Source organism: Salmonella sp. NW722 (assembly GCF_051702785.1).
In the GTDB taxonomy this organism is placed as follows: Bacteria; Pseudomonadota; Gammaproteobacteria; order Enterobacterales; family Enterobacteriaceae; genus Salmonella; species Salmonella enterica.
In genome coordinates, this window is record NZ_JAMMIN010000005.1 from 55,274 (window position 1) to 81,388 (window position 26,115).

Below are 26,115 nucleotides of genomic sequence, written 5' to 3' on the forward strand. Positions count from 1 at the left end.
TGCCTCCCTGGTGCGCCTCCAGAAACGTCGCACAACGAGGGACATCGCCTAATATATGCGGCATGATATACATTTGCATTCTATTGTCAGCAAGGAATTACCATGTCTCTGTTTCATTTAATCGCCCCCTCGGGCTACTGTATTAACCAACAGGCCGCGTTACGCGGCGTTCAGCGCCTGACTGACGCGGGCCATCAGGTGGAGAATGACGAGGTGATTCGTCGCCGCTATCAGCGTTTTGCCGGTACGGACGCGGAACGGCTGGCCGATGTTAATTCGCTGGCCTCGCTAACGTCGCCGGATACGATTGTCATGCCGGTTCGCGGCGGCTATGGCGCCAGCCGCTTGCTGGATCGTATCGACTGGCAGTCGCTCGCCTCCAGGCAACAGCGCAATCCCTTACTGATTTGCGGTCATAGCGATTTTACGGCGATTCAGGCTGGACTCCTGGCGCAGGCCAATGTCATCACCTTTAGCGGTCCTATGCTGGCGGCAAATTTTGGCGCCGAAACGCTGAATACGTTCACCGAGCAACATTTCTGGCTGGCGCTACGCAAGGCGCAATTTACCGTAGAGTGGCAAGGCGACGGCCCTCAGTGCGACGTACAGGGCACCTTATGGGGCGGAAATCTGGCGATGTTGATTTCCCTTATCGGTACGCCCTGGATGCCGACTATCGATAAAGGAATTTTAGTGCTGGAAGATGTCAATGAGCATCCTTTCCGGGTGGAGCGTATGCTTTTGCAACTGGAGTACGCCGGAATTCTAAACCGTCAGAGCGCCATCGTTCTCGGCAGCTTTAGCGGCGCGGCGCCCAACGAGTATGACGCCGGCTATTCTCTGGAGAGCGTCTACGCGTTTTTACGTTCCCGTCTGTCCGTTCCGCTGATTACCGGTCTCGACTTCGGGCATGAACAGCGTACGGTGACGCTCCCTATCGGGGCAAACGCGACGCTTAAAAATACGCGCCAGGGGACTCAACTCACTTTATCTGGTCATCCTACGCTGCAATTGTAAAAAAAGTCCCCGACAGGCTAAGTAAAACGCTGCCCTGGCCGTTATTATGTTAATGTTAAATAATACGAAGTCGTGTGAGTCAGGAGATATAAAACGTTGGATGCTGCAACAATTATTAGTCTATTTATTTTAGGTTCCATCCTTGTAACCAGCAGTATCCTGTTAAGTTCATTCTCATCGCGACTGGGTATCCCGATTCTGGTCATTTTCCTCGCCATTGGGATGTTAGCGGGTGTGGATGGCATTGGCGGTATTCCTTTCGATAATTATCCTTTCGCTTATATGGTCAGTAACCTGGCGCTGGCGATTATTTTACTCGATGGCGGCATGCGCACCCAGGCCAGCTCTTTCCGGGTAGCGCTGGGTCCCGCGCTGTCGCTGGCGACGCTCGGCGTGCTGATCACGTCGGGGTTAACAGGTATGATGGCCGCCTGGCTGTTTCATCTGGATCTTATCGAAGGTCTGCTTATCGGCGCGATAGTCGGTTCCACTGACGCCGCAGCGGTCTTTTCTCTGCTTGGCGGCAAAGGGCTAAACGAACGTGTAGGCTCCACGCTGGAGATCGAATCGGGAAGTAACGACCCGATGGCCGTTTTTCTGACCATTACATTAATTGAGATGATCCAGAAACATGAAACCGGTCTGGACTGGATGTTTGCCGTCCATATTATCCAGCAGTTCGGTCTCGGTATTGTTTTTGGCCTGGGCGGCGGTTACCTGCTACAGCAGATGATCAACCGTATTTCTCTGCCCAGCGGCCTGTATCCGATGTTGGCGCTCAGCGGCGGTATTCTGATTTTTGCTTTGACGACCGCGCTTGAAGGCAGCGGCATTCTCGCGGTCTATCTGTGCGGATTCCTGTTAGGAAACCGTCCGATTCGCAACCGTTACGGCATCCTGCAAAACTTTGACGGACTGGCCTGGCTGGCGCAGATCGCCATGTTCCTGGTCCTGGGGCTGTTGGTGACGCCTTCCGATCTGTGGCCGATTGCCGTCCCTGCGCTTATTCTCTCTATCTGGATGATTTTCTTCGCCCGCCCACTGTCGGTGTTTACCGGCCTGCTGCCATTTCGCGGCTTCAATCTTCGGGAGCGCATTTTCATCAGTTGGGTCGGACTGCGCGGCGCGGTGCCGATTATTCTCGCCGTTTTCCCGATGATGGCCGGGCTTGAAAACGCTCGCCTATTCTTTAATGTCGCTTTCTTTGTGGTACTGGTGTCGCTGCTCCTGCAGGGAACATCGCTGTCATGGGCGGCGAAGAGAGCCAAAGTGGTCGTGCCTCCGGTTGGCTGGCCAGTATCGCGCGTGGGGCTTGACATCCATCCTGATAATCCGTGGGAGCAATTCATCTATCAGTTGAGCGCCGACAAATGGTGCGTCGGCGCGGCGTTGCGCGACCTGCATATGCCGAACGAAACCCGCATTGCCGCGCTATTTCGCAATAATGAACTGTTTCACCCCACCGGTAGCACTCGCCTGCAGGAAGGCGACGTACTCTGCGTGATTGGCCGGGAGCGCGATCTGCCAGCGCTGGGCAAATTGTTTAGCCAGTCGCCGCCGGTTTCGTTAGATCAGCGTTTCTTTGGCGATTTTATCCTCGAAGCGAATGCGAAATTCGCCGACGTGGCGCTTATCTACGGGCTGGAAGAAGGAACGGAATACCGGGATAAACAACAAACCTTGGGTGAAATCATACAGCAACTGCTGGGCGCTGCGCCGGTCGTCGGCGATCAGGTGGAGTTTGGCGGCATGATTTGGACGGTAGCTGAAAAAGAAGATAACGTGGTACGCAAGATTGGGGTACGCGTCGCCGAAGATGAAGCAGAATAAGGTCGCCGGACAACGTCGACCCGCCCCCGGTGGACCGGTCGACGCCTTAGCCTGAGTTAGGTTACGTTGTCACAAACGGCACGCGCGGCGCTACGGCGCACAGTAGCTCATAGCCCAGCGTGCCTGCCGCAGAAGCGACATCATCGACCTTAATTTCTTTGCCCCATAATTCAACCGGCGTGCCGATTCCCGCCTGCGGACACGGCGTCAAATCCACCGCCAGCATATCCATTGAAACGGTGCCTACTGTTCTGGTACGGATACCGTCCACCAGCACAGGCGTCCCGGTCGGCGCATGGCGTGGATAGCCATCGGCATAACCCGCCGCGACGATGCCAATGCGTTGTTCCTGAGTCACAGAATACCCTCCGCCATAGCCTACTCTTTCACCCGCGCTCAGCGTCTGCACGCCAATAATTTCGCTACTCAGCGTCATCACGGGTTTTAGTCCGGTATCGGCAATATCCCGCCACTGTCCTGACGGCGACGCGCCGTACAAAATAATGCCCGGCCTGACCCAGTCATAATGCGCCTGGGGATGCCACAGCGTCGCTGCCGAATTTGATAACGAGTATGAACATTGAAGGCCTTCCGTCGCCAGCGCAATTCGTCTCATCGCCTCCCCGATACCTTCCGGATGATCGGCCTGAGCAAAATGTGACATCAGGGTCATTTCACCGACATTGCGCATTGCCCGCAATTGCTGCCAGACGGTCTGCGCCCGCTCAGGCTGAAAACCGAGTCGGTTCATGCCGCTGTTGACTTTGACATAGATATCCAGCGGCGCGTTAAGCCGCGCATTTTGCAGCGCTTTCAACTGCCAGTTACTGTGGATGCAGGTGGTCAGCCGATAAGTGTCATACGCCTCCAGGTCTTGCGCATGGAAAAACCCCTCCAGCATCAATATCGGCCCTTTCCACCCGCGCTCACGCAGGGTAATCGCCTCTTCAAGGTTGAGCATAGCGAAACCATCTGTGGCGCCCAGCGCGCTCCAGACGCGTTCAATACCGTGGCCGTAGGCGTTGGCTTTCACTACCGACCAGACGCGCGCCTCTGGGGCCGCCCGGCGCACAATAGCCAAATTTTGTTTCATTACCTGTAAATCAAGGCTGGCCTGTATAGGGCGGGTCATTTCACTTCCTTTATCAGTTATGCGCGCTATGCAAACGTTGCGGGCGGGTGGGCGTAAAATCGGAACGGTATCGCGCCACGCTCAGATCGTCGTAGGGTATCGCTGGCGTACGACCCGACAAGATATCGCTTAACAACTGGCCTGAACCGCAGGCCATCGTCCAGCCTAACGTGCCGTGTCCAGTATTAAGCCACAGATTTTTATAACGGGTACGTCCTACTACCGGCGTGCCGTCCGGCGTCATGGGGCGCAGGCCGGTCCAGAATGTGGCCTGCTCAATATGACCGCCGCGCGGAAAGAGATCGCGCACAACCATCTCCAGCGTCTCGCGGCGCGGTTGCAGTAAGTCGGTATTAAAGCCCACGATTTCCGCCATTCCCCCCACGCGAATACGCTTATCAAAACGCGTAATAGCGATTTTGTAGGTTTCATCAAGAATCGTCGATACCGGCGCGCCGTCTGGCTCGACGATTGGGATGGTTAATGAATAGCCTTTCAGCGGATACACCGGGATATCAACAATGCCTTTAAGCATCGCCGTCGAATACGATCCAAACGCCATAACATACGCATCTGCTTTAATGATCTCATCGGCGCATTTCACGCCGTAAATCTGATCATTTTCGTACAGTAATTTTTCCACGGGAGTATTAAAGCGAAAGGTTACGCCCGCCTGCTCCGCCATGCGCGCCAGACGCTGGGTAAAGAGCTGACAGTCCCCGGTTTCATCATTCGGTAAGCGCAGCCCGCCGGTTAATTTATGCGCAACCTCAGCCAGCGCGGGTTCAACTTCCGCCAGTCGGCTGGCTTCCAGGAGCTGATACGGCACCCCGGCATCTTCCAGCACGGCGATATCACGGGTGGCGTTCTCATACTGTTGCGCGGTGCGGAAGAGTTGTAGCGTTCCCCCCTGGCGGCCTTCATATTCGATACCGGTCGCGGCGCGTAGCGTTTTCAGGCAGTCGCGACTATATTCCGCCAGACGCACCATGCGGCCTTTATTTTCCATGTAATGCCGGGTATCGCAGTTACGCAGCATTTGCCACATCCACTTCAGTTGAAACGGGGTGCCATCCAGACGCACCGCCAGCGGCGCATGGCGCTGGAACATCCATTTTATCGCCTTCAGCGGTACGCCAGGGGCCGCCCAGGGCGCCGCATATCCCGGTGAAATTTGTCCGGCATTCGCCGCGCTGGTTTCTTGCGCCGGGCCGGATTCGCGATCGATAACGGTGACATCATGCCCCGCCTGACTCAAATACCAGGCGCTGGTCACGCCAACTACGCCACTCCCCAGGATGACAACTCGCATAGCCACTCCGTTAATAGTAAAAGAACAATCTTCTGATTACATCTTGATAACCCAGATGAAAATATTATTCAACATATGACTTTTTTATGGTGACGTGCTTCACATATACCCTAAAGACAAGCGATCCCACTGGTTTGGGATCTCCTGCTACGCGGCATGGCTATACAGCATAAAATGATGCCAATACCCGTTTTTTTGCCGTTCAATGTGGAGGAAATCGCAAAGAAAAGTTTTCACGATCAAGTCGTTTTTTAACATGGTGTTCTATGCTTGAAAGGAGGCGCTCCATACAGAGAGCGTCGCCAACAATGAGGGTGCGCGAATGGCAACGATTGATTCCATGAACAAGGACACCACACGTTTGAGCGATGGACCCGACTGGACATTTGATCTGCTGGATGTCTATCTGGCAGAGATAGACCGCGTGGCGAAACTCTACCAACTGGATACTTACCCGCACCAAATTGAAGTCATCACTTCCGAACAGATGATGGACGCCTACTCCAGCGTCGGGATGCCGATCAACTATCCGCACTGGTCGTTTGGCAAAAAGTTCATTGAGACGGAACGTCTGTATAAGCATGGTCAACAAGGACTGGCTTATGAAATTGTGATCAACTCTAATCCCTGCATTGCCTACCTGATGGAAGAGAACACCATCACCATGCAAGCGCTGGTCATGGCGCACGCCTGTTACGGCCACAACTCCTTTTTTAAAAATAATTATCTCTTCCGGAGCTGGACGGATGCCAGCTCTATCGTCGATTACCTGATTTTCGCCCGGAATTACATTACCCGCTGTGAAGAACGCTACGGAGTGGATGAAGTAGAAAAACTGCTCGACTCCTGCCACGCGCTGATGAATTACGGCGTCGATCGCTATAAGCGCCCGCAGAAAATCTCGTTGCAGGAAGAGAAAGCGCGACAAAAAAGCCGGGAAGAGTATCTACAAAGCCAGGTGAATATGCTGTGGCGCACGCTGCCAAAACGCGAGGAAGAAAAAACTGTCGCCGAAGCACGCCGCTTTCCTGCTGAACCGCAGGAAAACCTGCTCTATTTTATGGAGAAAAACGCCCCGTTGCTCGAGCCGTGGCAGCGCGAAATTCTGCGCATCGTGCGTAAAGTCAGCCAGTATTTTTATCCGCAGAAACAGACGCAGGTCATGAACGAGGGCTGGGCGACCTTCTGGCACTACACCATCCTGAACCATCTGTATGATGAAGGCAAAGTGACGGAACGCTTTATGCTGGAGTTTTTACACAGCCATACCAATGTCGTATTTCAGCCGCCCTATAATAGCCCCTGGTATAGCGGAATTAACCCCTATGCGCTCGGCTTTGCCATGTTCCAGGATATCAAACGTATTTGTCAGTCGCCCACGGATGAAGATAAATACTGGTTTCCGGATATTGCCGGTTCCGACTGGCTGGAAACGCTGCACTTCGCCATGCGCGATTTTAAAGATGAAAGCTTTATCAGTCAGTTCCTGTCGCCAAAAGTGATGCGTGATTTCCGTTTCTTCACGGTACTTGATGATGACAGGCATAATTATCTGGAGATCTCCGCCATTCATAACGAAGAAGGTTATCGGGAGATTCGATCAAAACTGTCGTCACAGTATAACCTGAGCAACCTGGAGCCGAATATTCAGGTCTGGAATGTGGATTTACGCGGCGACAGATCGCTGACGTTGCGTTATATCCCGCATAACCGCGCGCCGCTGGATAAAGGCCGCAAAGAGGTACTGAAACATGTGCATCGGTTATGGGGCTTTGATGTGATGCTGGAGCAACAAAATGAGGATGGCAGCGTAGAACTGCTGGAGCGTTGTCCGCCGCGCATGAACACGCTGTAATCGAGATGCTGCCCGGTAGTGTTTGCGCTTACCGGGCATCACGGGATTATCGTCCCTGAATCGCTAAATCGCCGGGCAGATTTTTCTGCATCCGATGCCAAATCTCGCCGCTGTCATGCCCGTAACGCCGCACCGTTTCATACACCTGGTCGTGCGCGCCCTGCTCGCATAACGACGATAATTTATGATAGAAACCCAGTGCCAGACTGCGCGCTTCCGGATTGGCGAAATAGTGGCGACCAATGCGGGTGTATAACCCTTTCATGCCGTTCAGGATCAAGCCGTAAATAGGATTGCCGGAGGCAAATGCCAGACCACGAAAGATGTTATAGTCCAGATCGGCGAATGCATCGGCATGGTCGGCCACTTCGTGGGCAGTGGCCAGCACTTCCTGCGCCTTATCCGGGTGTTGACGCAACGCGGTACGAATAAAGATAGTAGAAATATTGGTACGCACCGACAACAAATTGTCGATCAGTTGCGGAACGCTTTCATGATCAAGGCGGGCCAGCGTTTCAAGGATATTCAGCCCTGACGTTTCCCAAAAATTATTAACCTTTGTCGGTTTGCCATGCTGAATGGTCAGCCAGCCATCTCGCGCCAGCCGCTGTAACACCTCGCGTAATGTCGTGCGCGTCACGCCGATCAGTTCGGAGAGTTCTCGTTCTGCCGGTAAGATCGTGCCAGGAGGAAAGCGGTTATTCCAGATACTTTCAATAATATACTCTTCCGCGAAACCCGCCGGGCTCTGCGCCTTAATGACCATAGTGAGATTTCCATTACACAGCAAAACATAGTTGTACTCATCATACCAGACGGGCGTAACACCTGATAGCGGACGCAATGAAGAAAAAGGGGATCAAGGCACCATTTCTGATATCACCTGCCAATATCGTTAAGGACTTGCTTGCATTCGTCGCGCTCGCTACTCTCTGTGTTTAAACATAAAAACGCTATTTCATTTTTCTAGGTAAGGAAAAATTTCATGGAGATCTCATGGGGTCGCGCCATGTGGCGCAACTTTTTAGGCCAGTCGCCCGACTGGTACAAACTGGCACTACTTGTCTTTTTAATTGTTAACCCATTCATTTTCTTAGCTAATCCCTTTATTGCCGGTTGGCTGCTGGTGGCAGAGTTTATCTTCACCCTGGCGATGGCGTTAAAGTGTTACCCCCTGCTGCCCGGCGGGTTACTGGCCATTGAAGCCGTCATCATCGGCATGACCAGCGCCGCCCATGTACGTGAAGAGGTTGCCGCCAACCTGGAAGTCTTGCTGCTGCTGATGTTTATGGTGGCAGGCATCTACTTTATGAAGCAGTTATTGCTATTTATTTTTACCCGTCTGCTACTCAGTATCCGCTCGAAGATGGTTCTGTCGCTGGCCTTTTGCGTCGCCGCCGCGTTCTTGTCGGCTTTTCTTGACGCGCTTACCGTCGTTGCGGTGGTGATCAGCGTCGCCGTCGGTTTTTACGGGATTTACCATCGTGTGGCCTCATCGCGCGGCGAAGAGAACGATATGCTGGACGATAGCCATATCGATCCGCATTACAAAACGGTGCTGGAGCAATTCCGCGGATTCTTGCGTAGCCTGATGATGCATGCGGGCGTGGGGACGGCGCTGGGCGGCGTCATGACCATGGTCGGGGAGCCGCAAAACCTGATCATCGCTAAAGCGGCTGGCTGGCATTTCGGCGACTTCTTTTTACGGATGTCGCCTGTCACCGTCCCGGTACTGATATGTGGACTGTTAACCTGTATGCTGGTCGAGAAAATGCGCTGGTTTGGCTATGGCGAAACGTTGCCCGAAAAAGTCCGCGACGTCTTGCAGCAATTCGACGATCAAAGCCGTAAGAAGCGCACCCGACAGGATAAAATTAAACTAATAGTCCAGGCAATTATTGGCGTCTGGCTGGTTACCGCCCTCGCCCTCCATCTCGCGGAGGTGGGGCTGATTGGTCTGTCGGTTATTATTCTGGCCACCGCGTTAACGGGTGTAACCGATGAACACGCCATCGGCAAAGCGTTTACCGAGTCGCTGCCGTTTACTGCGCTGTTAACCGTTTTCTTCTCCATTGTGGCGGTTATTATCGATCAACATCTTTTCGCGCCGATTATTCAGTTCGTCTTGCAAGCCTCTGAACACGCGCAGCTAACGCTGTTCTATCTCTTTAACGGCCTGTTGTCTTCCATCTCGGATAACGTCTTTGTCGGCACCATTTATATCAACGAAGCGAAGGCGGCAATGGAAAACGGCGCAATCAGCTTAAAACAGTTTGAGATGCTAGCCGTGGCCATCAATACCGGTACTAACCTGCCATCGGTAGCGACGCCAAATGGTCAGGCGGCATTCTTATTCCTGCTGACCTCCGCGCTGGCGCCGTTAATCCGTCTCTCCTATGGCCGTATGGTCTGGATGGCGTTACCGTACACTATCGTACTGACCCTGATAGGGCTACTGTGCGTCGAATTCACTCTTGCGCCGGCCACCGAATGGATGACTCAGGCAGGATGGTTAGCAACGCTTTCGTAACGTTTGGCCGGGCAATACACCGCCCGGCTCCGATTTTTGCCTGATAATTATCCAATTACACATTATTTCATTTCCCGCTAGTGGCGCACGAATTGAATTGGTTTACACTGCGGTCTCTACGCATGTTGCAGGGAAATTATTATGTTGCGATTTTTAAACCAGTGCTCACGGGGTCGGGGCGCATGGTTACTGATGGCGTTTACCGCCCTGGCGCTGGAAATGGTGGCGCTGTGGTTCCAGCACGTCATGTTACTTAAACCTTGCGTGCTATGTATTTACGAACGTTGCGCCCTGTTTGGCGTGATGGGCGCGGGTCTGGTCGGCGCAATAGCGCCGAAAACGCCGCTGCGATACGTGGCGATGGTTATCTGGATTTACAGCGCCTGGCGGGGTCTACAACTGGCGTATGAACATACGATGATTCAGTTGCATCCCTCGCCGTTCATGACCTGTGACTTTATGGCGCGCTTTCCAGACTGGTTGCCGTTGGGTAAATGGCTGCCGAAGGTGTTTGTGGCATCCGGTGATTGCGCCGAACGCCAGTGGTCGTTTTTAACGCTGGAGATGCCGCAATGGCTGTTGGGGATCTTTGCCGCTTATCTTGTAGTGGCGATAGCCGTCGTCATAGCCCAGGCATTTAAGCCTAAAAAACGCGACCTGTTCGGTCGTTGATACACACGCTCCTTCGGGAGCGTTTTTTTTGCCCGAAGCGTTGTTTGCCAGTGATTAAAAGGTGTATATTAAATGCATCTTTTAATCACCACATCAGGGAGATGTCTTATGTCCCACTTACGCATCCCGGCAAACTGGAAAGTTAAACGCTCTACCCCCTTTTTCACCAAAGAAAATGTTCCGGCGGCACTGCTCTCTCATCACAACACAGCGGCAGGCGTTTTCGGACAACTCTGCGTGATGGAAGGCACCGTGACCTACTATGGCTTTGCGAATGAAACCGCGACAGAACCAGAAGTGAAAGTGGTAATTAATGCCGGGCAATTCGCCACCAGTCCGCCGCAATACTGGCATCGGGTAGAACTGAGCGATGATGCGCGGTTCAACATTCATTTTTGGGTAGAGGAAGACCATCAGGGCGAGGAAATGTATCAACAGAAAAAAGCCTGACATCGGTAAACCAGTCACCACTGGGCGGCGTCCCGCCCAGTAGCCAGGTGATTAATGGCGCTAATTAAACGCTAGAGTAGTTTAATTTTAACGTGGTATCCCTCAAGCCCTTTCATCGTTTCTCGCGGCGCGAACTCTATTTCGGAAACCTCTTGCCCGGTTTTCTTCCGTAGTTCGGCAACCTTTTTGCTAATGAGTGCCGCGATTTCCTCTTCTGCTTTATGTGTCAACTCTTCGCTGTTCATTGATTTCCTCCTTTGAACTCGCAAACGGCTAAGCGCAATAAGACAGTGTCGTCATGGACGCGCTACTATTTTAACGTACAAAAAATTATAGGCTATCTTTCTGAGGATTATCAGGATGTTTCGCTTTAGAAGATGTAAAAAAACCGCCTGGCACAGGAGCTGCATCAGGCGGTTGGTTAATAGCACAAGTCGCTATCTACGAGGATCTTCAACCTCATTCTGGGTATCCGGGTCGAGAGGATCGTCTCCCTCTGGCGTATCCGGAATATTTTCACCAGGAAGCGGGTCATCCTCTGGTAATGGATCGACTAAATCAGGACGTTCAGACATAAAGCCTCCAACGAACCATAGTTATTAAAGATACCCTACAGCACTACTTTTGGTTTTTCTTTGGATTTTTTCCTTCGTCTTCGGGTGTCTTATCAGGCTTCCTGGGCTGATCCTTTGAAACGCGCAACGGTTGGTTATTCATGGGGTAACTCCTCAGGATAGGCAGCGATATACTGCTTTGAAAGTATAGAGTCGCCGCCATACGTGCGCGAGCGCAGCGACAAGGCGCGTCAGGGAAGAATAGAAGGCAGTGATAACGCCAGGTGACGGAATTTGCACGCAATTCCTGATTTCAGGGGTCGCCCGGCGTAAATTAAAGAATTGTAAACAATCAGCCGTTTTGCCGAAGACTTATTCTGCCCACGACGGTTTATTTAAAATATGATCCTGCCAGTCCCGTACTTCAGATTCTTTAACCGCGATATGACGGACAGAAATTCGCTCGCCATGCATAGCGGCTTTCGATCCAGTCAGCAGCGGATGCCACGTCGGCAAGGGCTTACCTTCCGCTAACAAACGGTAGGCGCAGGTCATCGGCAACCATTCAAAGTCTGGCAAGTTTTCGCGAGTGAGTTTGATACAGTCGGGTTCAAATTCAAAACGGCGCTCATAATGACGGCACTGGCACGTTTTAATATTTAATTGCCTGCACGCCACGTTGGTGAAGTAGATTTCATCTGTATCTTCATCCATCAGCTTATGCAGGCAGCATTGACCGCAGCCATCGCACAGCGACTCCCACTCGGCATCGGTCATTTCATCCAGGGTTTTACGTTGCCAGAAAGGTGTATCGCTCATTAAAGTATCCGCCATTGCACTAAAGCTGCACCTTATAACCAGTCTGGCCTGCAGATGCAAGTTTTACCGCCGCTGAAGGCGGCAAGCAGATTTTACAGAACGCGGGTAGACAACGTTTCGTCATTAAAACGAATGTCCAGCTCATCGCCGCTTAATAATGGCCCCACGCCTGCCGGCGTGCCGGTTAGCACCACGTCCCCGGCTTTGAGCGTAAAATAGCGGCTCATATAGGCGATAAGGGGCACAATAGGATGAATCATATCCGCGGTCGACCCTTGCTGGCGAACCTCGCCATTAACGTTAAGTCCGATAACCGTATTTTGCGGATCGCCGCAGAAGGCCGCGACAGGGATGAAGCCTGAAATCGGACATGCGTTATCAAAACCTTTGGCTTTTTCCCAGGGCTGTCCGGCCTTTTTCATTTTCCCTTGAATATCGCGCAGGGTTAAATCAAGCGCCACGCCATAACCGGCTATCGCTTTACGTACATGATCTTCGGTCGCCTGGCGGAGCGTTGCGCCAATCAGCACAGCAAGCTCAACTTCATGATGAACAGCCCCCATATCCGCCGGAATCGCCAGCGGCTGGCGAATATCACACAATGCGGTTTCCGGCTTGATAAAAAGCACGGGTTCTTCCGGCGTCGCGCTGCCCATCTCCTTGATGTGATTTGCGTAATTACTGCCCACGCAGACCACTTTACTTACCGGGTAATCAAGCAAGGCACCTTGCCAGTTACGATGTTGATACATATTTTCCCCTAAGATCATGATGGAATTCAGGCGCGGCGCCGAATACCGTTTAACGGTCAGCGGGCGACGTATTTTGTCCTACCGAAGAAAGATGTTGTTTCAGCAAATCTTCCGGCGGCGGCGGCAATTGTAAATAATAGCCCTGCTCGCTTAACGCCTGTTTTACTTTTTCGAGCTCGGCATTGACTAATTTTTTACGTCCATCAAGCGGCAGCATCATCGCTAACTGCGGTTGACCGAATCCTTTCATCAACGCTTCAGGCACCCGCGAAAAATCGTCTTTTTTTTCGACATACAAATAGGTTTGATCGCGCTTGCTACTTCTATAGATCACACAAAACATACTTTTACTCTGAATTAACGGGATGGTGACTTGCCTCAATATAATACTGACTATAACATGCCTTCTGGACTTCGGAATATCACTCCGTATCGGAGATGATAAATAGCAAATTGAGTAAGGCCAGGATGTCAAACACGCCAATCGAGCTTAAAGGCAGTAGCTTCACCTTATCAGTGGTTCATTTGCATGAAGCGGAACCAGAGGTTATTCGTCAGGCGTTAGAAGACAAAATAGCGCAGGCTCCTGCGTTTTTAAAACACGCCCCTGTCGTTATTAACGTTAGCGGTCTTGAAAGCCCGGTAAACTGGCCGGAACTGCATAAGATCGTGACCTCAACCGGCTTACGCATTATCGGCGTGAGCGGCTGTAAAGACGCCAGCCTGAAAGTAGAAATCGATCGGATGGGTCTTCCTTTACTGACTGAAGGTAAAGAGAAAGCGGTTCGGCCTGCGCCCGTTGAGCCGGCAACGCCCAGCGAACCGCCGCAAAACGCTAATCCCATCACAAAAACGCGATTAATTGATGTTCCGGTTCGTTCCGGTCAGCGCATTTATGCTCCACAATGTGATCTGATTGTTACAAGTCACGTCAGCGCTGGCGCAGAGCTTATCGCTGACGGCAATATCCATGTCTATGGCATGATGAGAGGTCGCGCGCTGGCAGGAGCGAGCGGCGATCGGGAAGCGCAAATTTTTTGTACCCATCTGACGGCAGAACTGGTCTCTATCGCAGGTGTTTACTGGCTGAGTGATAAAATCCCGGCAGAATTTTATGGCAAAGCGGCGCGCCTGCGTTTAGCAGACAACGCTTTGACAGTTCAACCGTTGAATTGATCCCTTTTTAACAAGGAATTTTTATGGCACGCATTATTGTTGTTACTTCGGGTAAAGGGGGCGTTGGCAAGACCACCTCCAGCGCGGCCATCGCTACAGGTTTGGCCCAGAAGGGAAAGAAAACTGTCGTCATTGATTTTGATATCGGACTGCGTAACCTCGATCTGATTATGGGGTGCGAACGTCGTGTCGTTTACGATTTTGTAAACGTCATTCAGGGCGATGCGACACTGAATCAGGCGCTGATCAAAGATAAGCGTACTGAAAATCTCTTCATTCTTCCGGCGTCGCAGACCCGGGATAAAGACGCGCTAACGCGCGAAGGCGTCGCTAAGGTACTGGACTCACTGAAAGCGATGGACTTTGAGTTCATCGTTTGCGACTCGCCGGCGGGTATCGAAACCGGGGCGCTGATGGCGCTCTATTTTGCCGATGAAGCGATCATTACGACCAACCCGGAAGTCTCTTCTGTCCGTGACTCGGACCGTATTCTGGGTATTCTGGCATCGAAATCTCGTCGCGCAGAAAATGGCGAAGAACCGATTAAAGAACATCTCCTGTTGACGCGCTACAATCCAGGCCGCGTCAATAAAGGCGACATGCTCAGCATGGAAGATGTACTGGAGATTCTGCGTATTAAACTCGTCGGGGTGATCCCGGAAGATCAATCCGTACTGCGCGCATCTAACCAGGGTGAACCGGTGATTCTTGACGCCACTGCGGATGCGGGTAAAGCCTATGCAGATACCGTAGATCGTCTGTTGGGAGAAGAACGTCCTTTCCGCTTCATTGAAGAAGAGAAGAAAGGTTTCCTCAAACGCCTGTTCGGAGGATAAATTATGGCATTACTGGATTTTTTTCTCTCGCGGAAAAAGAGTACCGCTAATATTGCAAAAGAGCGGTTGCAAATCATTGTCGCGGAACGTCGCCGTAGCGATGCCGAACCGCATTATTTACCGCAGTTACGTAAAGATATTCTTGAGGTCATTTGTAAATACGTACAAATCGATCCGGAAATGGTTACCGTCCAGCTTGAGCAAAAAGATGGTGATATCTCCATCCTTGAACTTAACGTAACGCTGCCGGAAGCCGAAGAGTCAAAATAAGCTCTTTTATGGGAAAATTCCTGGATTAAAAAAGGCAGAAGAATCTGCCTTTTTTATTTTTTTACATTATTCCGAATACGGACATTTATTTCACTGGCCGTTTTCCCGGCAATTACCGTCGTTAACGCGGATACTCCTGCAACAGAAGAGTTAACTTCTCCGCCATCAGTTCGGCGCGCCAGCCGGAAATCAATTCCGGTTGCCCATTTTGCGGTTTTAATTTCCAGTGCCAGTTAAGCAACTGATTAATCTGCCGACGCGATGCCAGTAGCTCGCCGCTGACGTGATGCGACGCGCTCACCTCCGCCACCAGCGCTTTGATGGCCTTAAACGCTTTGCGATAGCCCGGCATGTCCATCAGATTCAACAGGGGTTCCGGCAATGCCTCTTCCGGTAACGCCTGTGCTTTCGCCACCAGCGATATCAACGTCTTGCCGTGAAAACGAATCTCGCTGCCGGAAAGCCCCAGGCTATCCAGCTCACCGAGGCTGCCCGGCATATAACGCGCGACCGCCCACAGGTTTTCTTCACGCACAACAAAGTTCACCGCCATATCGCGCTCACGCGCCTTACGCAGCCGCCAGTCAGCTAAAAGTTGCAGACAGGCTAACTGGCGGGTACGCAGTTGCCAGGCATTGGTGATATCCCGCCATGCTTCTTCCGGCGCCTGAATCTCCTGACGACGCTGCTGCATCAATCGGCATTCATCAAGCGCGGCAGGCAGCCATCCTGCGGCTTCAGTTTCAATCATCAGCTTTTTGGCGATCGGTAACAGATACCAGACATCCGCCGCCGCGTATTCACACTGACGTTCGCTTAAAGGCCGGGCTAACCAGTCGGTACGAGACTCGCTTTTATCCAGCGCCACGCCCGTATACTCTTCTACCATCGCCGCAAAACCCCACGACAGCGGACGCCCGCAAAACGCCGCCAGAATTTGCGTATCAATCAGGGGTTCCGGCAGTTCGCCAAACGCATTCAGAAATACTTCCAGATCTTCGCTACCCGCGTGCAGAAATTTGGTGATTCCCGTATCGCGCAACACCGCTTTTAACGGCGACCAGTCGCTGATGCCGAGCGGATCGATCAGGGCGACATTTGCCCCGTCAAATAACTGGATCAATCCTAACTGCGGGTAATAGGTGCGGGTACGGACAAATTCCGTATCTAAAGCAATAGCCGGACATGCGCGGACAGCCTCACACAGGCTCGCCAGCGCATCGTCCGTTTCAATCATTTGGTAATTCAAATCGTGTTCTCTTTGGTTCGCGCCAAAAAAAACGCCGGCTTAACCGGCGTCTCTCGTTAGCTGACTTAACGCTCAGGCTTTATTGTCTACTTTGCCACGGGCTTCGTCACGCAGTTCTCGTCGTAAAATTTTCCCAACGTTAGATTTTGGTAATTCCTCGCGAAACTCGACCTGTTTGGGCACCTTATATCCGGTCAGATGGCGACGGCAGAAGGTGATCAACGCATCGTCAGTCAATGCCGGATCTTTCTTAACCACAAAAAGCTTCACCGCTTCGCCGCTACTACCGGAAGGCACGCCAACCGCCGCGACTTCCTGCACGCCAGAATGCTGCATCACCACATCTTCAATTTCGTTTGGATAAACGTTAAAACCAGAAACCAGAATCATATCTTTCTTACGATCGACAATCCGCAGAAAGCCGTCTTCATCCATAACCGCAATATCGCCCGTATGCAGCCAGCCATCTTTAATGATTTCATCCGTCGCGTCAGGACGCTGCCAGTATCCCAGCATAACCTGCGGGCCTTTCACGCAAAGCTCTCCGGCCTCACCCGGCGCGACTTCGTTGTCATCGTCATCCACCAGTTTGGCTTCTGTTGACGGTACTGGCAGGCCGATACTGCCGCTGTGATAATCAATATCATGCGGGTTGACGCTCACCAGCGGGGCGCACTCGGTCAGCCCGTAGCCTTCCAGCAGGTATTGCCCGGTCAGCTTTACCCAACGTTCCGCAACGACGTTTTGCACCGGCATCCCGCCGCCGGCTGACAGATGCAGCGAAGAAAAATCCAGCTGTTGAAACTCTTTATTATTGAGCAGAGCGTTGAATAGCGTATTAACGCCAGTCATCGCCGTAAATGGATATTTCGCCAGCTCCTTGACCAGGCCGGGGATATCACGCGGATTGGTAATCAGCAGGTTTTGCCCACCCAGCTCGATAAAAAGCAGACAGTTCATGGTTAAGGCAAAAATGTGATACAGCGGCAGCGCGGTCACTACCAGCTCTTTCCCCGGGTGCAGCAGCGGCCCATAGGTCGCTTTCACCTGCTCCAGATTCGCCAGCATATTGCGGTGGGTCAACATCGCGCCTTTCGCCACGCCCGTCGTACCGCCGGTATATTGCAGGAAAGCCAGATCTTCAGCGACAACCTCGGGTTTGACATACTGCATACGGTAGCCATGCTGTAGCGCGCTGCGAAACGAGATCGCATCTGGCAAGTGGTATTTTGGCACCAGACGCTTGATGTATTTCACGACAAAGTTAACAACCGTACCTTTGGCGGTAGAAAGCTGGTCGCCCATCCGCGTCAGAATAACGTGCTGTACCGACGTTTTCTCGACCACTTTTTCCAGCGTATGGGCAAAGTTAGAAACAATAATGATTGCCGCCGCGCCGCTATCGTTAAGCTGATGCTCAAGTTCGCGCGGCGTGTAAAGCGGGTTAACGTTCACCACAATCATGCCGGCGCGTAAAATACCAAATAGCGCGACGGGATACTGCAACAGGTTTGGCATCATCAGCGCCACACGGTCGCCTTTTTTGAGTCCCAGCCCTTGTTGTAAATAAGCCGCAAATGCCCGACTACGTTCTTCTAATTTGCGGAAGGTCATTACCTCCCCCATATTGACGAACGCAGGCTGATCGGCATAGCGCGTCGCCGCATGTTCAAACAGTTCAACCAGGGATTGATAACGGTCAGGGTTGATCTCCGCCGGAACATCAGCAGGATAACGGTTAAGCCAAACCTTCTTCAATGCATCACCTCTAAAATGAGTGTTCGTCGTCATCACAACCCCAGTTAATAAACAAGTCGTTAACATTATATTAACTCAGCGTACCAGTTTATTAATTACGCAACTGAAAGGTTGCGAAGCGCGTCACTATTTATTTTTATTATGTCTCTATGAATGCAGAAACAGCGGACCAGCCGCTGTTTCTTTTATTGATAAAACAAAGAGTTACTCTGTTACTATCGTCTGAACCTCTGCGGGTCCAGGGTTATACCACCCCCAACCGCCATAGCCATAAGGCCAGGCGCGTCCGCCGTAAAACCACGGATCGATCGGCTGTGGAGGCATGACGACCTGCTGAACAAGATGCCAGCGTTTATAGCCGGTAGCCTGCATCAGCATAAATTTATACGGCGTATTGCCGATTTTACCGTCAACCGTGCCGGTTATCGGGCCGACAACGGTAACTAACTGGCCACGGAAGTCCACCGGGTCCAGAAAACCGTTCACATCGGCAAAAATTCTGCCGCGCGAGGCTTCGCCCAGAACAGGACGCGCGCCGCTGTCGAGCGGTACGGTCGCGATTTCAAGCCGGGTTTTTCCCTGCTGATTTTGTACCGCCACAACTTTACCGCCGAAACGCGCCTCTTGCCCGATATAGAGCTGTGGCGCATTCATCACCCGCACCAAATCCTGCTGCGGCGTCGGACTCGAACCTTTAATGGCATCCGGGATAGTCACGCAACCACTCAGCATAAGCGCAAAAGCGCACACCAGCGCCCCTTTTATTAACCTTTTTTGAACCGCCATGATGCGACTCCTTTTTCTCGACCTCTATTCCACCCCACAGCATAAAGTATGGGGGGTAATAGTAGTGAGAGTCATTCTTTGCCGGGAAGTTTCTTCCACGCCACTTCGTTACGCAAATAAACCGGCTCGGCATGTTCCACGGCAACGGTCTCTCCTGCCGCCAGCTTTTGACTGGCGATGGGCAACATATCTTCCGCTGCCGGGAGCGACACCTCCCCATCATGAAGCGTCAGGCCGCACTCCTTCGCCAGATCGGGCCACGCGGACCAACCCGTTCCTACGGTCGCCCACTCGCCGGAAAGCTGTTTCAACCGCTCGCCGACCCGTTCCGGTTTCAGCACCGCTTCCGTCTCTTCGCCCTGCCAGACGCCCTGCGCATCACGCTGGTATTCCGCCCAGTACACTTCGCCCATCCGCGCGTCAATCGCGGCGAGTACGCGGGTCGCGCCGGTTTTACGCCATGCGCCCTGCGCCATCGTGGCAAGCGTCGAAACACCGATCATCGGCAGATTTGCCCCTAACGCCAGCCCTTGCGCAATGCCAATGCCGATACGCACGCCGGTAAAGCTGCCCGGACCGCGCCCAAACGCCAGCGCATCTATCTCATTGAGCGAGGCGCCGCTGGCGGCCAGAATCTCCTGCACCATGGGCAGGATACGTTGAGTGTGTTCTCGTGGACAAAGCTCAAAGTGAGCATTGATAGTACCGTTGTTCCACAGGGCGACAGAACAGGCCTCTGTGGCGGTATCGATAGCCAGAATTCGCATGAGGTTTCGTGCTTAGATCAATAAAATAACGCGCATCTTACCATACTCCGTAACAAATTACTCGGCGGATGGAATCGCAAGAAAGCGAACGGCACGGGCGATATCACGCGTGCGCGGCGCAGGAGGCAGGCTGGCGAGAAACGTGGCGCCATAGGGCCGCATCACCAGCCGGTTATCACAAATCACTAACACCCCGCGATCGTCCGCATCGCGAATCAGCCGCCCCCCCCCCTGCTTCAGCGTAATCACCGCGTCGGGCAGTTGAACCTCATCAAACGGATCGCCACCGCGCAAACGACAGTCTTCCATTCGCGCTTTTAACAGCGGGTCGTCCGGGGAGGTAAACGGCAATTTGTCGATAATCACCAAAGATAACGTATCGCCGCGCACGTCCACCCCTTCCCAGAAGCTGCTGGTGGCGACGAGCAGCGCGTTGCCGGCGCTAACAAATTGCTGTAACAGTTGGCCTTTACTGGTTTCCCCTTGCAATAATACTGGCAGCGTCATGGTGGCGCGAAACTGCTCCGCCAGATCGCGCATCATGGCGTGCGAGGTGCACAGCATAAAACATCGCCCGTTATTGGCTTCGATAATCGGCCTGAGCATAGCCGCCAACTGTCGCGCCGCGCCGGGCTGGTTGGTTTGCGGTAGGTTACGCGGTACGCAGAGTAACGCCTGGCGCGTATAGTCGAATGGGCTGGGCAGTAGCATGGATTCTGCCTGTTCAATTCCCAGACGGGCGGTAAAGTGGTGAAGATCATCATTTACCGATAACGTGGCCGAGGTAAAAATCCAGCTACCGGGTTTCTGTTCCATCACCTCTTTGAATTTGTCCGCCACGGTGAGCGGCGTCAGCGCCAGGGTGAAATGGCGCGAGGTGCACTCATACCAGTAGCTGTATCCCGGCTGATTGATCTCTTTTAAGCGTTTCAGCCGTGAACGGTATAGCGTGGCGCGTTCAAAAGCCGCATCCAGCAGCGCCGAACGGCCCAGCGACAGCTTCGCCACGTCGTAACAAAGCTCCAGCGTATCATCCAGCAGTAAAAATGCCCGTTGGATACGTGGGTCGGCTAACAGTTCACGCAAATTCCCCCGGTAGCCGGGCTCCCCCAGTTGCAGACGAAAATCCTGGGCGCTCTGAGCAAGGCGATCGGCGCATTTTTGCAACTGTTGAGTGTCTTTCAGTTCCGTCCGGTAGGCGATGGTGATGTCTTTTGCTAAATCCAGCAACTGACGGCTGGAGAGCGATTGTCCGAAATACTGGCTGGCGATGTCAGGCAGTTGGTGGGCTTCATCGAAGATCATTACTTCAGCCTGAGGGATAAGTTCGCCAAACCCGCTCTCTTTAACCACCATATCCGCAAGAAAAAGGTGGTGGTTTACAATCACCACATCCGCGTCCATCGCCTTTTTACGCGCTTTCACCACAAAGCACTCGTTGTAGAGCGGGCAATCGCTGCCAAGGCAGTTGTCGTTGGTACTGGTGACCAGCGGCCAGGCCTGGGAATCCTCCGCCACGCTGACGCAGGTGCTGATATCGCCATCCCGCGTCTGATTTGACCAGGAGCGCAGCAATATCACGTCGCTTAACGTTTGTACCGGTAAATCGCCGCCCGCCAGCGCTTGTTGTTCCAGACGCTCCAGGCAGAGGTAGTTTGAACGTCCTTTCAACAGGGCCGTCTTACCAGTAAACGCCAACGCTTTTGCTACCGTCGGCAGATCGCGGCTGTAGAGTTGATCCTGCAACGCTTTCGACCCGGTCGAAATAATGACTTTTTTCCCGGCGCGCAACGCCGGAGCGAGGTAAGCATAGGTCTTCCCGGTTCCGGTGCCGGCTTCAACAACCAGAGGCTGCGCATTTTCAATCGCTTGTGTTACGGCAACCGCCATTTGCCGCTGTGGTTCGCGCGGTTTAAAGCCAGTTATCGCTTTGGCCAGTTGGCCATCTGCTGCAAAATCGTCCGTCACACTGCCCCCTGTTAATTTGCACAGGGATTATGTCAGGGTAGAAAGGCTTACGCCAGTTACAGAGGTGACGGCGGCGCCACATTGTGGCAGTCTTGAGCCATTCAAATGGAAAGCAAATGAGGAATAAGTAATGTCTATCGTGCGTATTGATGCCGAAGATCGTTGGTCAGACGTGGTGATCTACAATAATACGCTGTGGTATACCGGCGTGCCGGAAAACCTGGACGCCGATGCTTTTGAGCAAACGGCGAATACTCTGGCGCAAATTGATGCGGTGCTGGAAAAACAGGGCTCCAGTAAGTCACGTATTCTGGATGCCACTATTTTCCTGAGCGATAAAGCGGATTTTGCCGCCATGAATAAGGCGTGGGATGCGTGGGTCGTCGCAGGCCATGCGCCGGTACGCTGTACCGTACAGGCCGGGTTAATGAATCCGAAATATAAAGTTGAGATTAAGATTGTCGCGGCGGTATAAGCCGGTTATTCGTCTTCATCCTCAAAACGCGCCACTATCCGTTCGCCGGTATGGTTGGCGCGAAGTTCGCCCGCCACTTGGGCAATCGCTTCTCCGCTGCTCATACCTTGCGACATCAATTCCTGGATACGTTCTACGGCTTTTTGCTGTTGTTCATGACTGAGTGAAGGTAAACCTGCAAACATGATTAACTCCTGCTAAATTGTTAGCGCTAATTATTTCACGCTACCCGGCGGTAAGCCAGTAGTGTTGTAACGAGTCAGGAATGATGAAGACGTTATCTCCCACTGTTATCACCTTACCCTGGCGTCCGGACGCCGCTGAACACTATTTTGCGCCCGTAAACCATTTGCCCTGGGCGATGCTGCTGCATTCAGGTGATGCTATTCATCCCTATAACCGCTTTGATATTCTGGTCGCCGATCCTGTCACCACACTGACCACGCGCGCGCAGGAAACCACGGTATGTACTGCGCGCACGACTACCGTCACTCTCGACGATCCGTTACACATTTTGCAGACTCAACTGGAGGCGCTGCCTTTTCATCCTCAGCCTGACCCTGACTTACCCTTTCAGGGCGGCGCGCTGGGTCTGTTTGGTTATGATTTAGGGCGGCGTTTCGAAATTTTGCCCGATACTGCCGCGCGCGATATCGCTTTACCCGATATGGCGATTGGCCTTTACGACTGGGCGCTGATTGTCGATCACCAAAAACAGGTGGTGTCGCTGATAAGCTATCACGATGCAGACGCCCGATATCGCTGGCTCACCAGCCAGCGCGCGCCGACCCAAACGCCCTTCAGGCTTACCTCGGCCTGGCAATCCAATATGACGCGTTGCGAGTATGGCGAGAAGTTTCGTCAGGTGCAGGCCTGGCTGCACAGCGGGGACTGCTACCAGGTTAATCTTTCCCAGCGTTTTCAGGCGAGCTACGAGGGTGATGAGTGGCAGGCTTTCGAACACCTTAACCGCGCCAATCGCGCCCCGTTCAGCGCCTTTCTTCGTTTACATGACGGCGCCATATTGAGCCTTTCTCCCGAGCGTTTTATCCAACTGGAGAATGGTCATATTCAGACGCGCCCGATCAAAGGTACGCTCCCACGGCTTAACGATCCGCAGGCGGATCGTCAGCAGGCGCAGAAACTGGCCAACTCAATGAAAGATCGCGCTGAAAATTTGATGATCGTCGATTTGATGCGTAACGATATTGGCCGGGTCGCCGTACCGGGTTCGGTGAAAGTGCCGGAACTGTTCGTCGTCGAACCATTTCCTGCCGTTCACCATCTGGTTAGCACCATTACCGCCCGTTTACCGGACTCGCTTCATGCCACCGACCTGCTGCGCGCGGCTTTCCCCGGCGGCTCCATTACCGGCGCGCCTAAAGTGCGGGCGATGGAAATTATCGACGAACTGGAGCCGCAGCGACGCAACGCCTGGTGCGGTAGCATCGGTTATCTGAGTTTCTGCGGCAAGATGGATACCAGTATTACTATCCGCACCGTCACGGCAACGCAGGGCCAACTCTATTGCTCAGCCGGCGGCGGTATCGTGGCCGATAGCAACGAAGAAGCGGAATATCAGGAAACTTTTGATAAAGTTAATCGTATCCTGCACCCACTGGAGAACTAATACGTGGATACCAGCCGTCTGACGCTCGATCATTTCTTATCGCGCTTTCAGCTTTTGCGCCCGCAGATGACTCATGAAACGTTGAACCAACGTCAGGCCGCCGTACTGATCCCTGTGGTTCGCCGCCCCCAGCCGGGGCTGCTGTTGACCCAGCGGGCTATTCATTTGCGCAAACACGCCGGACAGGTCGCCTTTCCCGGCGGGGCCGTGGACAGTACCGATGCTTCGCTTATCGCCGCAGCGCTTCGCGAAGCGCAGGAGGAAGTCGCCATCCCGCCGCAAGCCGTGGAAGTGATTGGCGTTTTACCGCCGGTAGACAGCGTGACCGGTTTTCAGGTCACCCCGGTGGTCGGCATTATTCCGCCAAATCTCCCCTGGCGCGCCAGTGAAGACGAAGTGTCTGCGGTGTTTGAAATGCCGCTGGCGCAAGCGTTGCAACTGGGTCGATATCATCCGCTTGATGTTTACCGTCGCGGCAATTCGCACCGCGTATGGCTCTCCTGGTATGAGCATTATTTCGTTTGGGGCATGACCGCAAACATTCTTCGTGAGCTGGCGCTGCAAATCGGCGTAAAGCCCTGACTGTACACAACGCCATTCACGTTGCCTCAAGGCGGTAACAATCGCCTCCCCCAAAGAGGCAGCCTGAAGGGCAACGTGTATATACTTAACTTTACGCGCGCAAGACACGACTTGAGATTACTGTCGCAATATTAGTAAAAACGCGGTTATTCATTAGTTTAATTCATGTGAATAGTTAAGCTGATGCCAGCGTTCCCTCTTACACTATGCGCAGTTATAACATCGTAACCGGAAGCCCCGGTTGCCCTGTCAGGAGTATTATCGTGATTAGCCTATTCGACATGTTTAAGGTAGGGATTGGTCCCTCCTCTTCCCACACTGTTGGCCCGATGAAGGCCGGTAAACAGTTCGTCGATGACCTGGTCGAAAAAGGATTACTGGATAACGTTACCCGCGTCGCTGTCGATGTCTACGGCTCGCTGTCGCTGACGGGGAAAGGTCACCATACCGATATCGCCATTATTATGGGTCTGGCGGGTAATGAACCCGCTACCGTGGATATTGATAGTATCCCCGGTTTTATTCGCGACGTCGAAACGCGCGAGCGTCTGTTACTGGCCCAGGGACGTCACGAAGTCGACTTCCCGAAAGATGACGGAATGCGTTTTCACAACGGCAATTTGCCGCTGCATGAAAACGGGATGCAGATCCACGCCTGGCATGACGACACGGTCATTTATAGCAAGACGTACTATTCCATCGGCGGCGGCTTTATCGTTGATGAAGAGCATTTCGGCCAGGAAGCGACGAATGAGGTTACTGTACCTTATCCGTTTAAATCGGCGAAAGAAATGCTGGAGTATTGCAACAGTACCGGCCTTTCACTCTCCGGCATGGTGATGCAAAACGAACTGGCGCTGCATAGCAAGAAAGAGATTGAAGAGTATTTCGGTCACGTCTGGCAAACCATGCAGGCTTGTATTGATCGCGGTATGAATACCGAAGGCGTTCTGCCGGGGCCGCTGCGCGTACCGCGTCGCGCCTCCGCGCTGCGTCGTATGCTGGTTTCCAGCGATAAGCTTTCCAACGATCCGATGAACGTCATTGACTGGGTGAACATGTTTGCTCTGGCGGTGAACGAAGAGAACGCCGCAGGCGGCCGCGTCGTGACGGCGCCAACCAATGGCGCGTGCGGCATCGTTCCTGCGGTACTGGCTTACTACGACCATTTTATTGAATCAGTCAGCCCGGATATTTACACCCGCTACTTCCTGGCGGCAGGCGCTATTGGCGCGCTGTATAAGATGAACGCGTCTATTTCCGGCGCGGAAGTCGGCTGTCAGGGAGAAGTCGGGGTCGCCTGTTCGATGGCGGCGGCAGGCCTTGCTGAATTGTTGGGCGCCAGCCCGGAACAGGTTTGCGTTGCCGCTGAAATCGGCATGGAGCATAACCTGGGGCTGACCTGCGACCCGGTTGCCGGTCAGGTGCAGGTGCCGTGTATTGAGCGTAACGCCATTGCTTCGGTTAAAGCGATCAACGCTGCGCGTATGGCCATGCGTCGAACCAGCGCGCCGCGCGTCTCGTTGGATAAAGTCATCGAAACGATGTACGAGACCGGAAAAGACATGAACGCAAAATACCGCGAAACGTCGCGCGGCGGGTTGGCTATTAAAGTCCAGTGTGATTAAACGCCGTTTCCCCTCCCTTCGCCCATCTGCTACGGATGGGCGAAATTTTTATCTCTTCCTCGTCGAC

27 protein-coding genes are annotated in these 26,115 nt (G+C 53.0%); 13 read left to right on the plus strand and 14 right to left on the minus strand.

Going from position 1 to position 26,115, the window contains the following annotated elements:
• Positions 1–102 precede the first annotated feature (102 nt).
• Both ldcA and NA330_RS13190 read left to right on the plus strand, forming a co-directional pair.
• Positions 103–1,017: a muramoyltetrapeptide carboxypeptidase gene (ldcA, locus tag NA330_RS13185; RefSeq protein ID WP_023242519.1), complete on the plus strand. Its 915-nt coding sequence runs from the start codon at positions 103–105 to the stop codon at positions 1,015–1,017.
• 96 nt (positions 1,018–1,113) lie between these two features.
• On the plus strand, positions 1,114–2,847 hold the full coding sequence (locus NA330_RS13190) for a potassium/proton antiporter (RefSeq protein ID WP_000338376.1): 1,734 nt from the start codon (positions 1,114–1,116) through the stop codon (positions 2,845–2,847).
• Positions 2,848–2,908: 61 nt separating this feature from the next.
• On the opposite strand, the gene dadX is transcribed toward NA330_RS13190, so the two are convergent.
• Both dadX and NA330_RS13200 read right to left on the minus strand, forming a co-directional pair.
• Entirely contained in the window at positions 2,909–3,979 is a 1,071-nt protein-coding gene (gene dadX / locus NA330_RS13195; RefSeq protein WP_000197909.1) for a catabolic alanine racemase DadX, read from the minus strand.
• Positions 3,980–3,992: 13 nt separating this feature from the next.
• A complete protein-coding gene (locus tag NA330_RS13200; RefSeq protein ID WP_001266935.1) occupies positions 3,993–5,291 on the minus strand; it encodes a D-amino acid dehydrogenase in 1,299 nt (432 codons plus the stop codon).
• A gap of 322 nt (positions 5,292–5,613) precedes the next feature.
• On the opposite strand from NA330_RS13200, the gene NA330_RS13205 reads away from it, so the two are divergent.
• Entirely contained in the window at positions 5,614–7,146 is a 1,533-nt protein-coding gene (locus tag NA330_RS13205; protein ID WP_000190832.1) for a SpoVR family protein, read from the plus strand.
• A gap of 46 nt (positions 7,147–7,192) precedes the next feature.
• Here the strand turns inward: NA330_RS13205 and fadR are convergent, their stop codons facing one another.
• Positions 7,193–7,912: a fatty acid metabolism transcriptional regulator FadR gene (gene fadR / locus NA330_RS13210; RefSeq protein WP_000234826.1), complete on the minus strand. Its 720-nt coding sequence runs from the start codon at positions 7,910–7,912 to the stop codon at positions 7,193–7,195.
• A gap of 219 nt (positions 7,913–8,131) precedes the next feature.
• Here fadR and nhaB point away from each other — a divergent pair, with 219 nt between their 5' ends.
• The 3 genes from nhaB (at position 8,132) to NA330_RS13225 (ending at position 10,798) form a co-directional block, all read left to right on the plus strand.
• A complete protein-coding gene (gene nhaB, locus NA330_RS13215) occupies positions 8,132–9,676 on the plus strand; it encodes a Na(+)/H(+) antiporter NhaB (RefSeq protein WP_023242518.1) in 1,545 nt (514 codons plus the stop codon).
• Positions 9,677–9,817: 141 nt separating this feature from the next.
• Entirely contained in the window at positions 9,818–10,348 is a 531-nt protein-coding gene (gene dsbB, locus NA330_RS13220) for a disulfide bond formation protein DsbB (protein ID WP_023242517.1), read from the plus strand.
• A gap of 108 nt (positions 10,349–10,456) precedes the next feature.
• Entirely contained in the window at positions 10,457–10,798 is a 342-nt protein-coding gene (locus NA330_RS13225; protein WP_000018967.1) for a DUF1971 domain-containing protein, read from the plus strand.
• A gap of 71 nt (positions 10,799–10,869) precedes the next feature.
• Here the strand turns inward: NA330_RS13225 and NA330_RS13230 are convergent, their stop codons facing one another.
• The 5 genes from NA330_RS13230 to NA330_RS13250 form a co-directional block, all read right to left on the minus strand.
• Positions 10,870–11,043, minus strand: coding sequence for a GnsA/GnsB family addiction module toxin (locus tag NA330_RS13230; protein ID WP_001083582.1), 174 nt, complete (start codon positions 11,041–11,043; stop codon positions 10,870–10,872).
• A 192-nt stretch (positions 11,044–11,235) separates the two neighbouring features.
• On the minus strand, positions 11,236–11,373 hold the full coding sequence (locus NA330_RS13235; protein ID WP_001540194.1) for a hypothetical protein: 138 nt from the start codon (positions 11,371–11,373) through the stop codon (positions 11,236–11,238).
• A 351-nt stretch (positions 11,374–11,724) separates the two neighbouring features.
• Positions 11,725–12,171 (minus strand): YcgN family cysteine cluster protein, encoded by a 447-nt coding sequence (locus NA330_RS13240; protein WP_001285703.1) that lies wholly within the window; start codon positions 12,169–12,171, stop codon positions 11,725–11,727.
• Positions 12,172–12,263: 92 nt separating this feature from the next.
• Positions 12,264–12,923 (minus strand): fumarylacetoacetate hydrolase family protein, encoded by a 660-nt coding sequence (locus NA330_RS13245; RefSeq protein WP_001519560.1) that lies wholly within the window; start codon positions 12,921–12,923, stop codon positions 12,264–12,266.
• Positions 12,924–12,972: 49 nt separating this feature from the next.
• Positions 12,973–13,266, minus strand: coding sequence for a YcgL domain-containing protein (locus tag NA330_RS13250; protein WP_001525604.1), 294 nt, complete (start codon positions 13,264–13,266; stop codon positions 12,973–12,975).
• A gap of 125 nt (positions 13,267–13,391) precedes the next feature.
• Between NA330_RS13250 and minC the strand changes: the two genes are divergently transcribed.
• The 3 genes from minC to minE are packed head-to-tail and all read left to right on the plus strand — an operon-like array spanning position 13,392 to position 15,205.
• Complete coding sequence (minC, locus tag NA330_RS13255) at positions 13,392–14,099, plus strand: septum site-determining protein MinC (protein WP_000072527.1); 708 nt, start codon at positions 13,392–13,394, stop codon at positions 14,097–14,099.
• 23 nt (positions 14,100–14,122) lie between these two features.
• Positions 14,123–14,935: a septum site-determining protein MinD gene (gene minD / locus NA330_RS13260; protein ID WP_000101047.1), complete on the plus strand. Its 813-nt coding sequence runs from the start codon at positions 14,123–14,125 to the stop codon at positions 14,933–14,935.
• 3 nt (positions 14,936–14,938) lie between these two features.
• On the plus strand, positions 14,939–15,205 hold the full coding sequence (minE, locus tag NA330_RS13265; RefSeq protein ID WP_001185666.1) for a cell division topological specificity factor MinE: 267 nt from the start codon (positions 14,939–14,941) through the stop codon (positions 15,203–15,205).
• Positions 15,206–15,326: 121 nt separating this feature from the next.
• Here the strand turns inward: minE and rnd are convergent, their stop codons facing one another.
• The 5 genes from rnd to NA330_RS13290 all read right to left on the minus strand — a co-directional run bounded on the left by rnd (position 15,327) and on the right by NA330_RS13290 (position 21,733).
• A complete protein-coding gene (gene rnd / locus NA330_RS13270) occupies positions 15,327–16,454 on the minus strand; it encodes a ribonuclease D (protein WP_001109124.1) in 1,128 nt (375 codons plus the stop codon).
• A gap of 72 nt (positions 16,455–16,526) precedes the next feature.
• Positions 16,527–18,212: a long-chain-fatty-acid--CoA ligase FadD gene (fadD, locus tag NA330_RS13275; RefSeq protein WP_000758418.1), complete on the minus strand. Its 1,686-nt coding sequence runs from the start codon at positions 18,210–18,212 to the stop codon at positions 16,527–16,529.
• A 204-nt stretch (positions 18,213–18,416) separates the two neighbouring features.
• Positions 18,417–18,998 (minus strand): Slp family lipoprotein, encoded by a 582-nt coding sequence (locus tag NA330_RS13280; RefSeq protein WP_021294445.1) that lies wholly within the window; start codon positions 18,996–18,998, stop codon positions 18,417–18,419.
• Between the two features lie 71 nt (positions 18,999–19,069).
• Positions 19,070–19,765 carry a tRNA (adenosine(37)-N6)-threonylcarbamoyltransferase complex dimerization subunit type 1 TsaB gene (gene tsaB, locus NA330_RS13285; RefSeq protein ID WP_001221014.1) on the minus strand — a complete coding sequence of 232 codons (696 nt, stop codon included), beginning with the start codon at positions 19,763–19,765 and terminating at the stop codon, positions 19,070–19,072.
• 57 nt (positions 19,766–19,822) lie between these two features.
• A complete protein-coding gene (locus tag NA330_RS13290) occupies positions 19,823–21,733 on the minus strand; it encodes an ATP-dependent DNA helicase (RefSeq protein WP_438796413.1) in 1,911 nt (636 codons plus the stop codon).
• Positions 21,734–21,863: 130 nt separating this feature from the next.
• Between NA330_RS13290 and NA330_RS13295 the strand changes: the two genes are divergently transcribed.
• Positions 21,864–22,208, plus strand: coding sequence for a RidA family protein (locus NA330_RS13295; RefSeq protein WP_000029550.1), 345 nt, complete (start codon positions 21,864–21,866; stop codon positions 22,206–22,208).
• 5 nt (positions 22,209–22,213) lie between these two features.
• Here NA330_RS13295 and NA330_RS13300 read toward each other — a convergent pair whose 3' ends face one another.
• Positions 22,214–22,393, minus strand: a complete 180-nt coding sequence (locus tag NA330_RS13300; RefSeq protein WP_000457328.1) for a YoaH family protein — start codon at positions 22,391–22,393, stop codon at positions 22,214–22,216.
• 80 nt (positions 22,394–22,473) lie between these two features.
• On the opposite strand from NA330_RS13300, the gene pabB reads away from it, so the two are divergent.
• From pabB to sdaA, 3 genes are all read left to right on the plus strand, one after another.
• A complete protein-coding gene (gene pabB / locus NA330_RS13305) occupies positions 22,474–23,838 on the plus strand; it encodes an aminodeoxychorismate synthase component 1 (protein ID WP_072103229.1) in 1,365 nt (454 codons plus the stop codon).
• 3 nt (positions 23,839–23,841) lie between these two features.
• Complete coding sequence (locus NA330_RS13310) at positions 23,842–24,420, plus strand: CoA pyrophosphatase (protein ID WP_000381544.1); 579 nt, start codon at positions 23,842–23,844, stop codon at positions 24,418–24,420.
• A 263-nt stretch (positions 24,421–24,683) separates the two neighbouring features.
• On the plus strand, positions 24,684–26,048 hold the full coding sequence (gene sdaA / locus NA330_RS13315) for an L-serine ammonia-lyase (RefSeq protein WP_000624276.1): 1,365 nt from the start codon (positions 24,684–24,686) through the stop codon (positions 26,046–26,048).
• Positions 26,049–26,115: the final 67 nt, after the last annotated feature.

Coding starts and splice junctions, on each gene's coding strand:
- ldcA (WP_023242519.1), top strand. CDS start 103: ATGTCTCTGTTTCATTTAATCGCCCCCTCGGGCTACTGTATTAACCAA.
- dadX (WP_000197909.1), bottom strand. CDS start 3,979: ATGACCCGCCCTATACAGGCCAGCCTTGATTTACAGGTAATGAAACAA.
- NA330_RS13200 (WP_001266935.1), bottom strand. CDS start 5,291: ATGCGAGTTGTCATCCTGGGGAGTGGCGTAGTTGGCGTGACCAGCGCC.
- NA330_RS13205 (WP_000190832.1), top strand. CDS start 5,614: ATGGCAACGATTGATTCCATGAACAAGGACACCACACGTTTGAGCGAT.
- fadR (WP_000234826.1), bottom strand. CDS start 7,912: ATGGTCATTAAGGCGCAGAGCCCGGCGGGTTTCGCGGAAGAGTATATT.
- nhaB (WP_023242518.1), top strand. CDS start 8,132: ATGGAGATCTCATGGGGTCGCGCCATGTGGCGCAACTTTTTAGGCCAG.
- dsbB (WP_023242517.1), top strand. CDS start 9,818: ATGTTGCGATTTTTAAACCAGTGCTCACGGGGTCGGGGCGCATGGTTA.
- NA330_RS13225 (WP_000018967.1), top strand. CDS start 10,457: ATGTCCCACTTACGCATCCCGGCAAACTGGAAAGTTAAACGCTCTACC.
- NA330_RS13230 (WP_001083582.1), bottom strand. CDS start 11,043: ATGAACAGCGAAGAGTTGACACATAAAGCAGAAGAGGAAATCGCGGCA.
- NA330_RS13235 (WP_001540194.1), bottom strand. CDS start 11,373: ATGTCTGAACGTCCTGATTTAGTCGATCCATTACCAGAGGATGACCCG.
- NA330_RS13240 (WP_001285703.1), bottom strand. CDS start 12,171: ATGAGCGATACACCTTTCTGGCAACGTAAAACCCTGGATGAAATGACC.
- NA330_RS13245 (WP_001519560.1), bottom strand. CDS start 12,923: ATGTATCAACATCGTAACTGGCAAGGTGCCTTGCTTGATTACCCGGTA.
- NA330_RS13250 (WP_001525604.1), bottom strand. CDS start 13,266: ATGTTTTGTGTGATCTATAGAAGTAGCAAGCGCGATCAAACCTATTTG.
- minC (WP_000072527.1), top strand. CDS start 13,392: ATGTCAAACACGCCAATCGAGCTTAAAGGCAGTAGCTTCACCTTATCA.
- minD (WP_000101047.1), top strand. CDS start 14,123: ATGGCACGCATTATTGTTGTTACTTCGGGTAAAGGGGGCGTTGGCAAG.
- minE (WP_001185666.1), top strand. CDS start 14,939: ATGGCATTACTGGATTTTTTTCTCTCGCGGAAAAAGAGTACCGCTAAT.
- NA330_RS13280 (WP_021294445.1), bottom strand. CDS start 18,998: ATGGCGGTTCAAAAAAGGTTAATAAAAGGGGCGCTGGTGTGCGCTTTT.
- tsaB (WP_001221014.1), bottom strand. CDS start 19,765: ATGCGAATTCTGGCTATCGATACCGCCACAGAGGCCTGTTCTGTCGCC.
- NA330_RS13295 (WP_000029550.1), top strand. CDS start 21,864: ATGTCTATCGTGCGTATTGATGCCGAAGATCGTTGGTCAGACGTGGTG.
- NA330_RS13300 (WP_000457328.1), bottom strand. CDS start 22,393: ATGTTTGCAGGTTTACCTTCACTCAGTCATGAACAACAGCAAAAAGCC.
- pabB (WP_072103229.1), top strand. CDS start 22,474: ATGATGAAGACGTTATCTCCCACTGTTATCACCTTACCCTGGCGTCCG.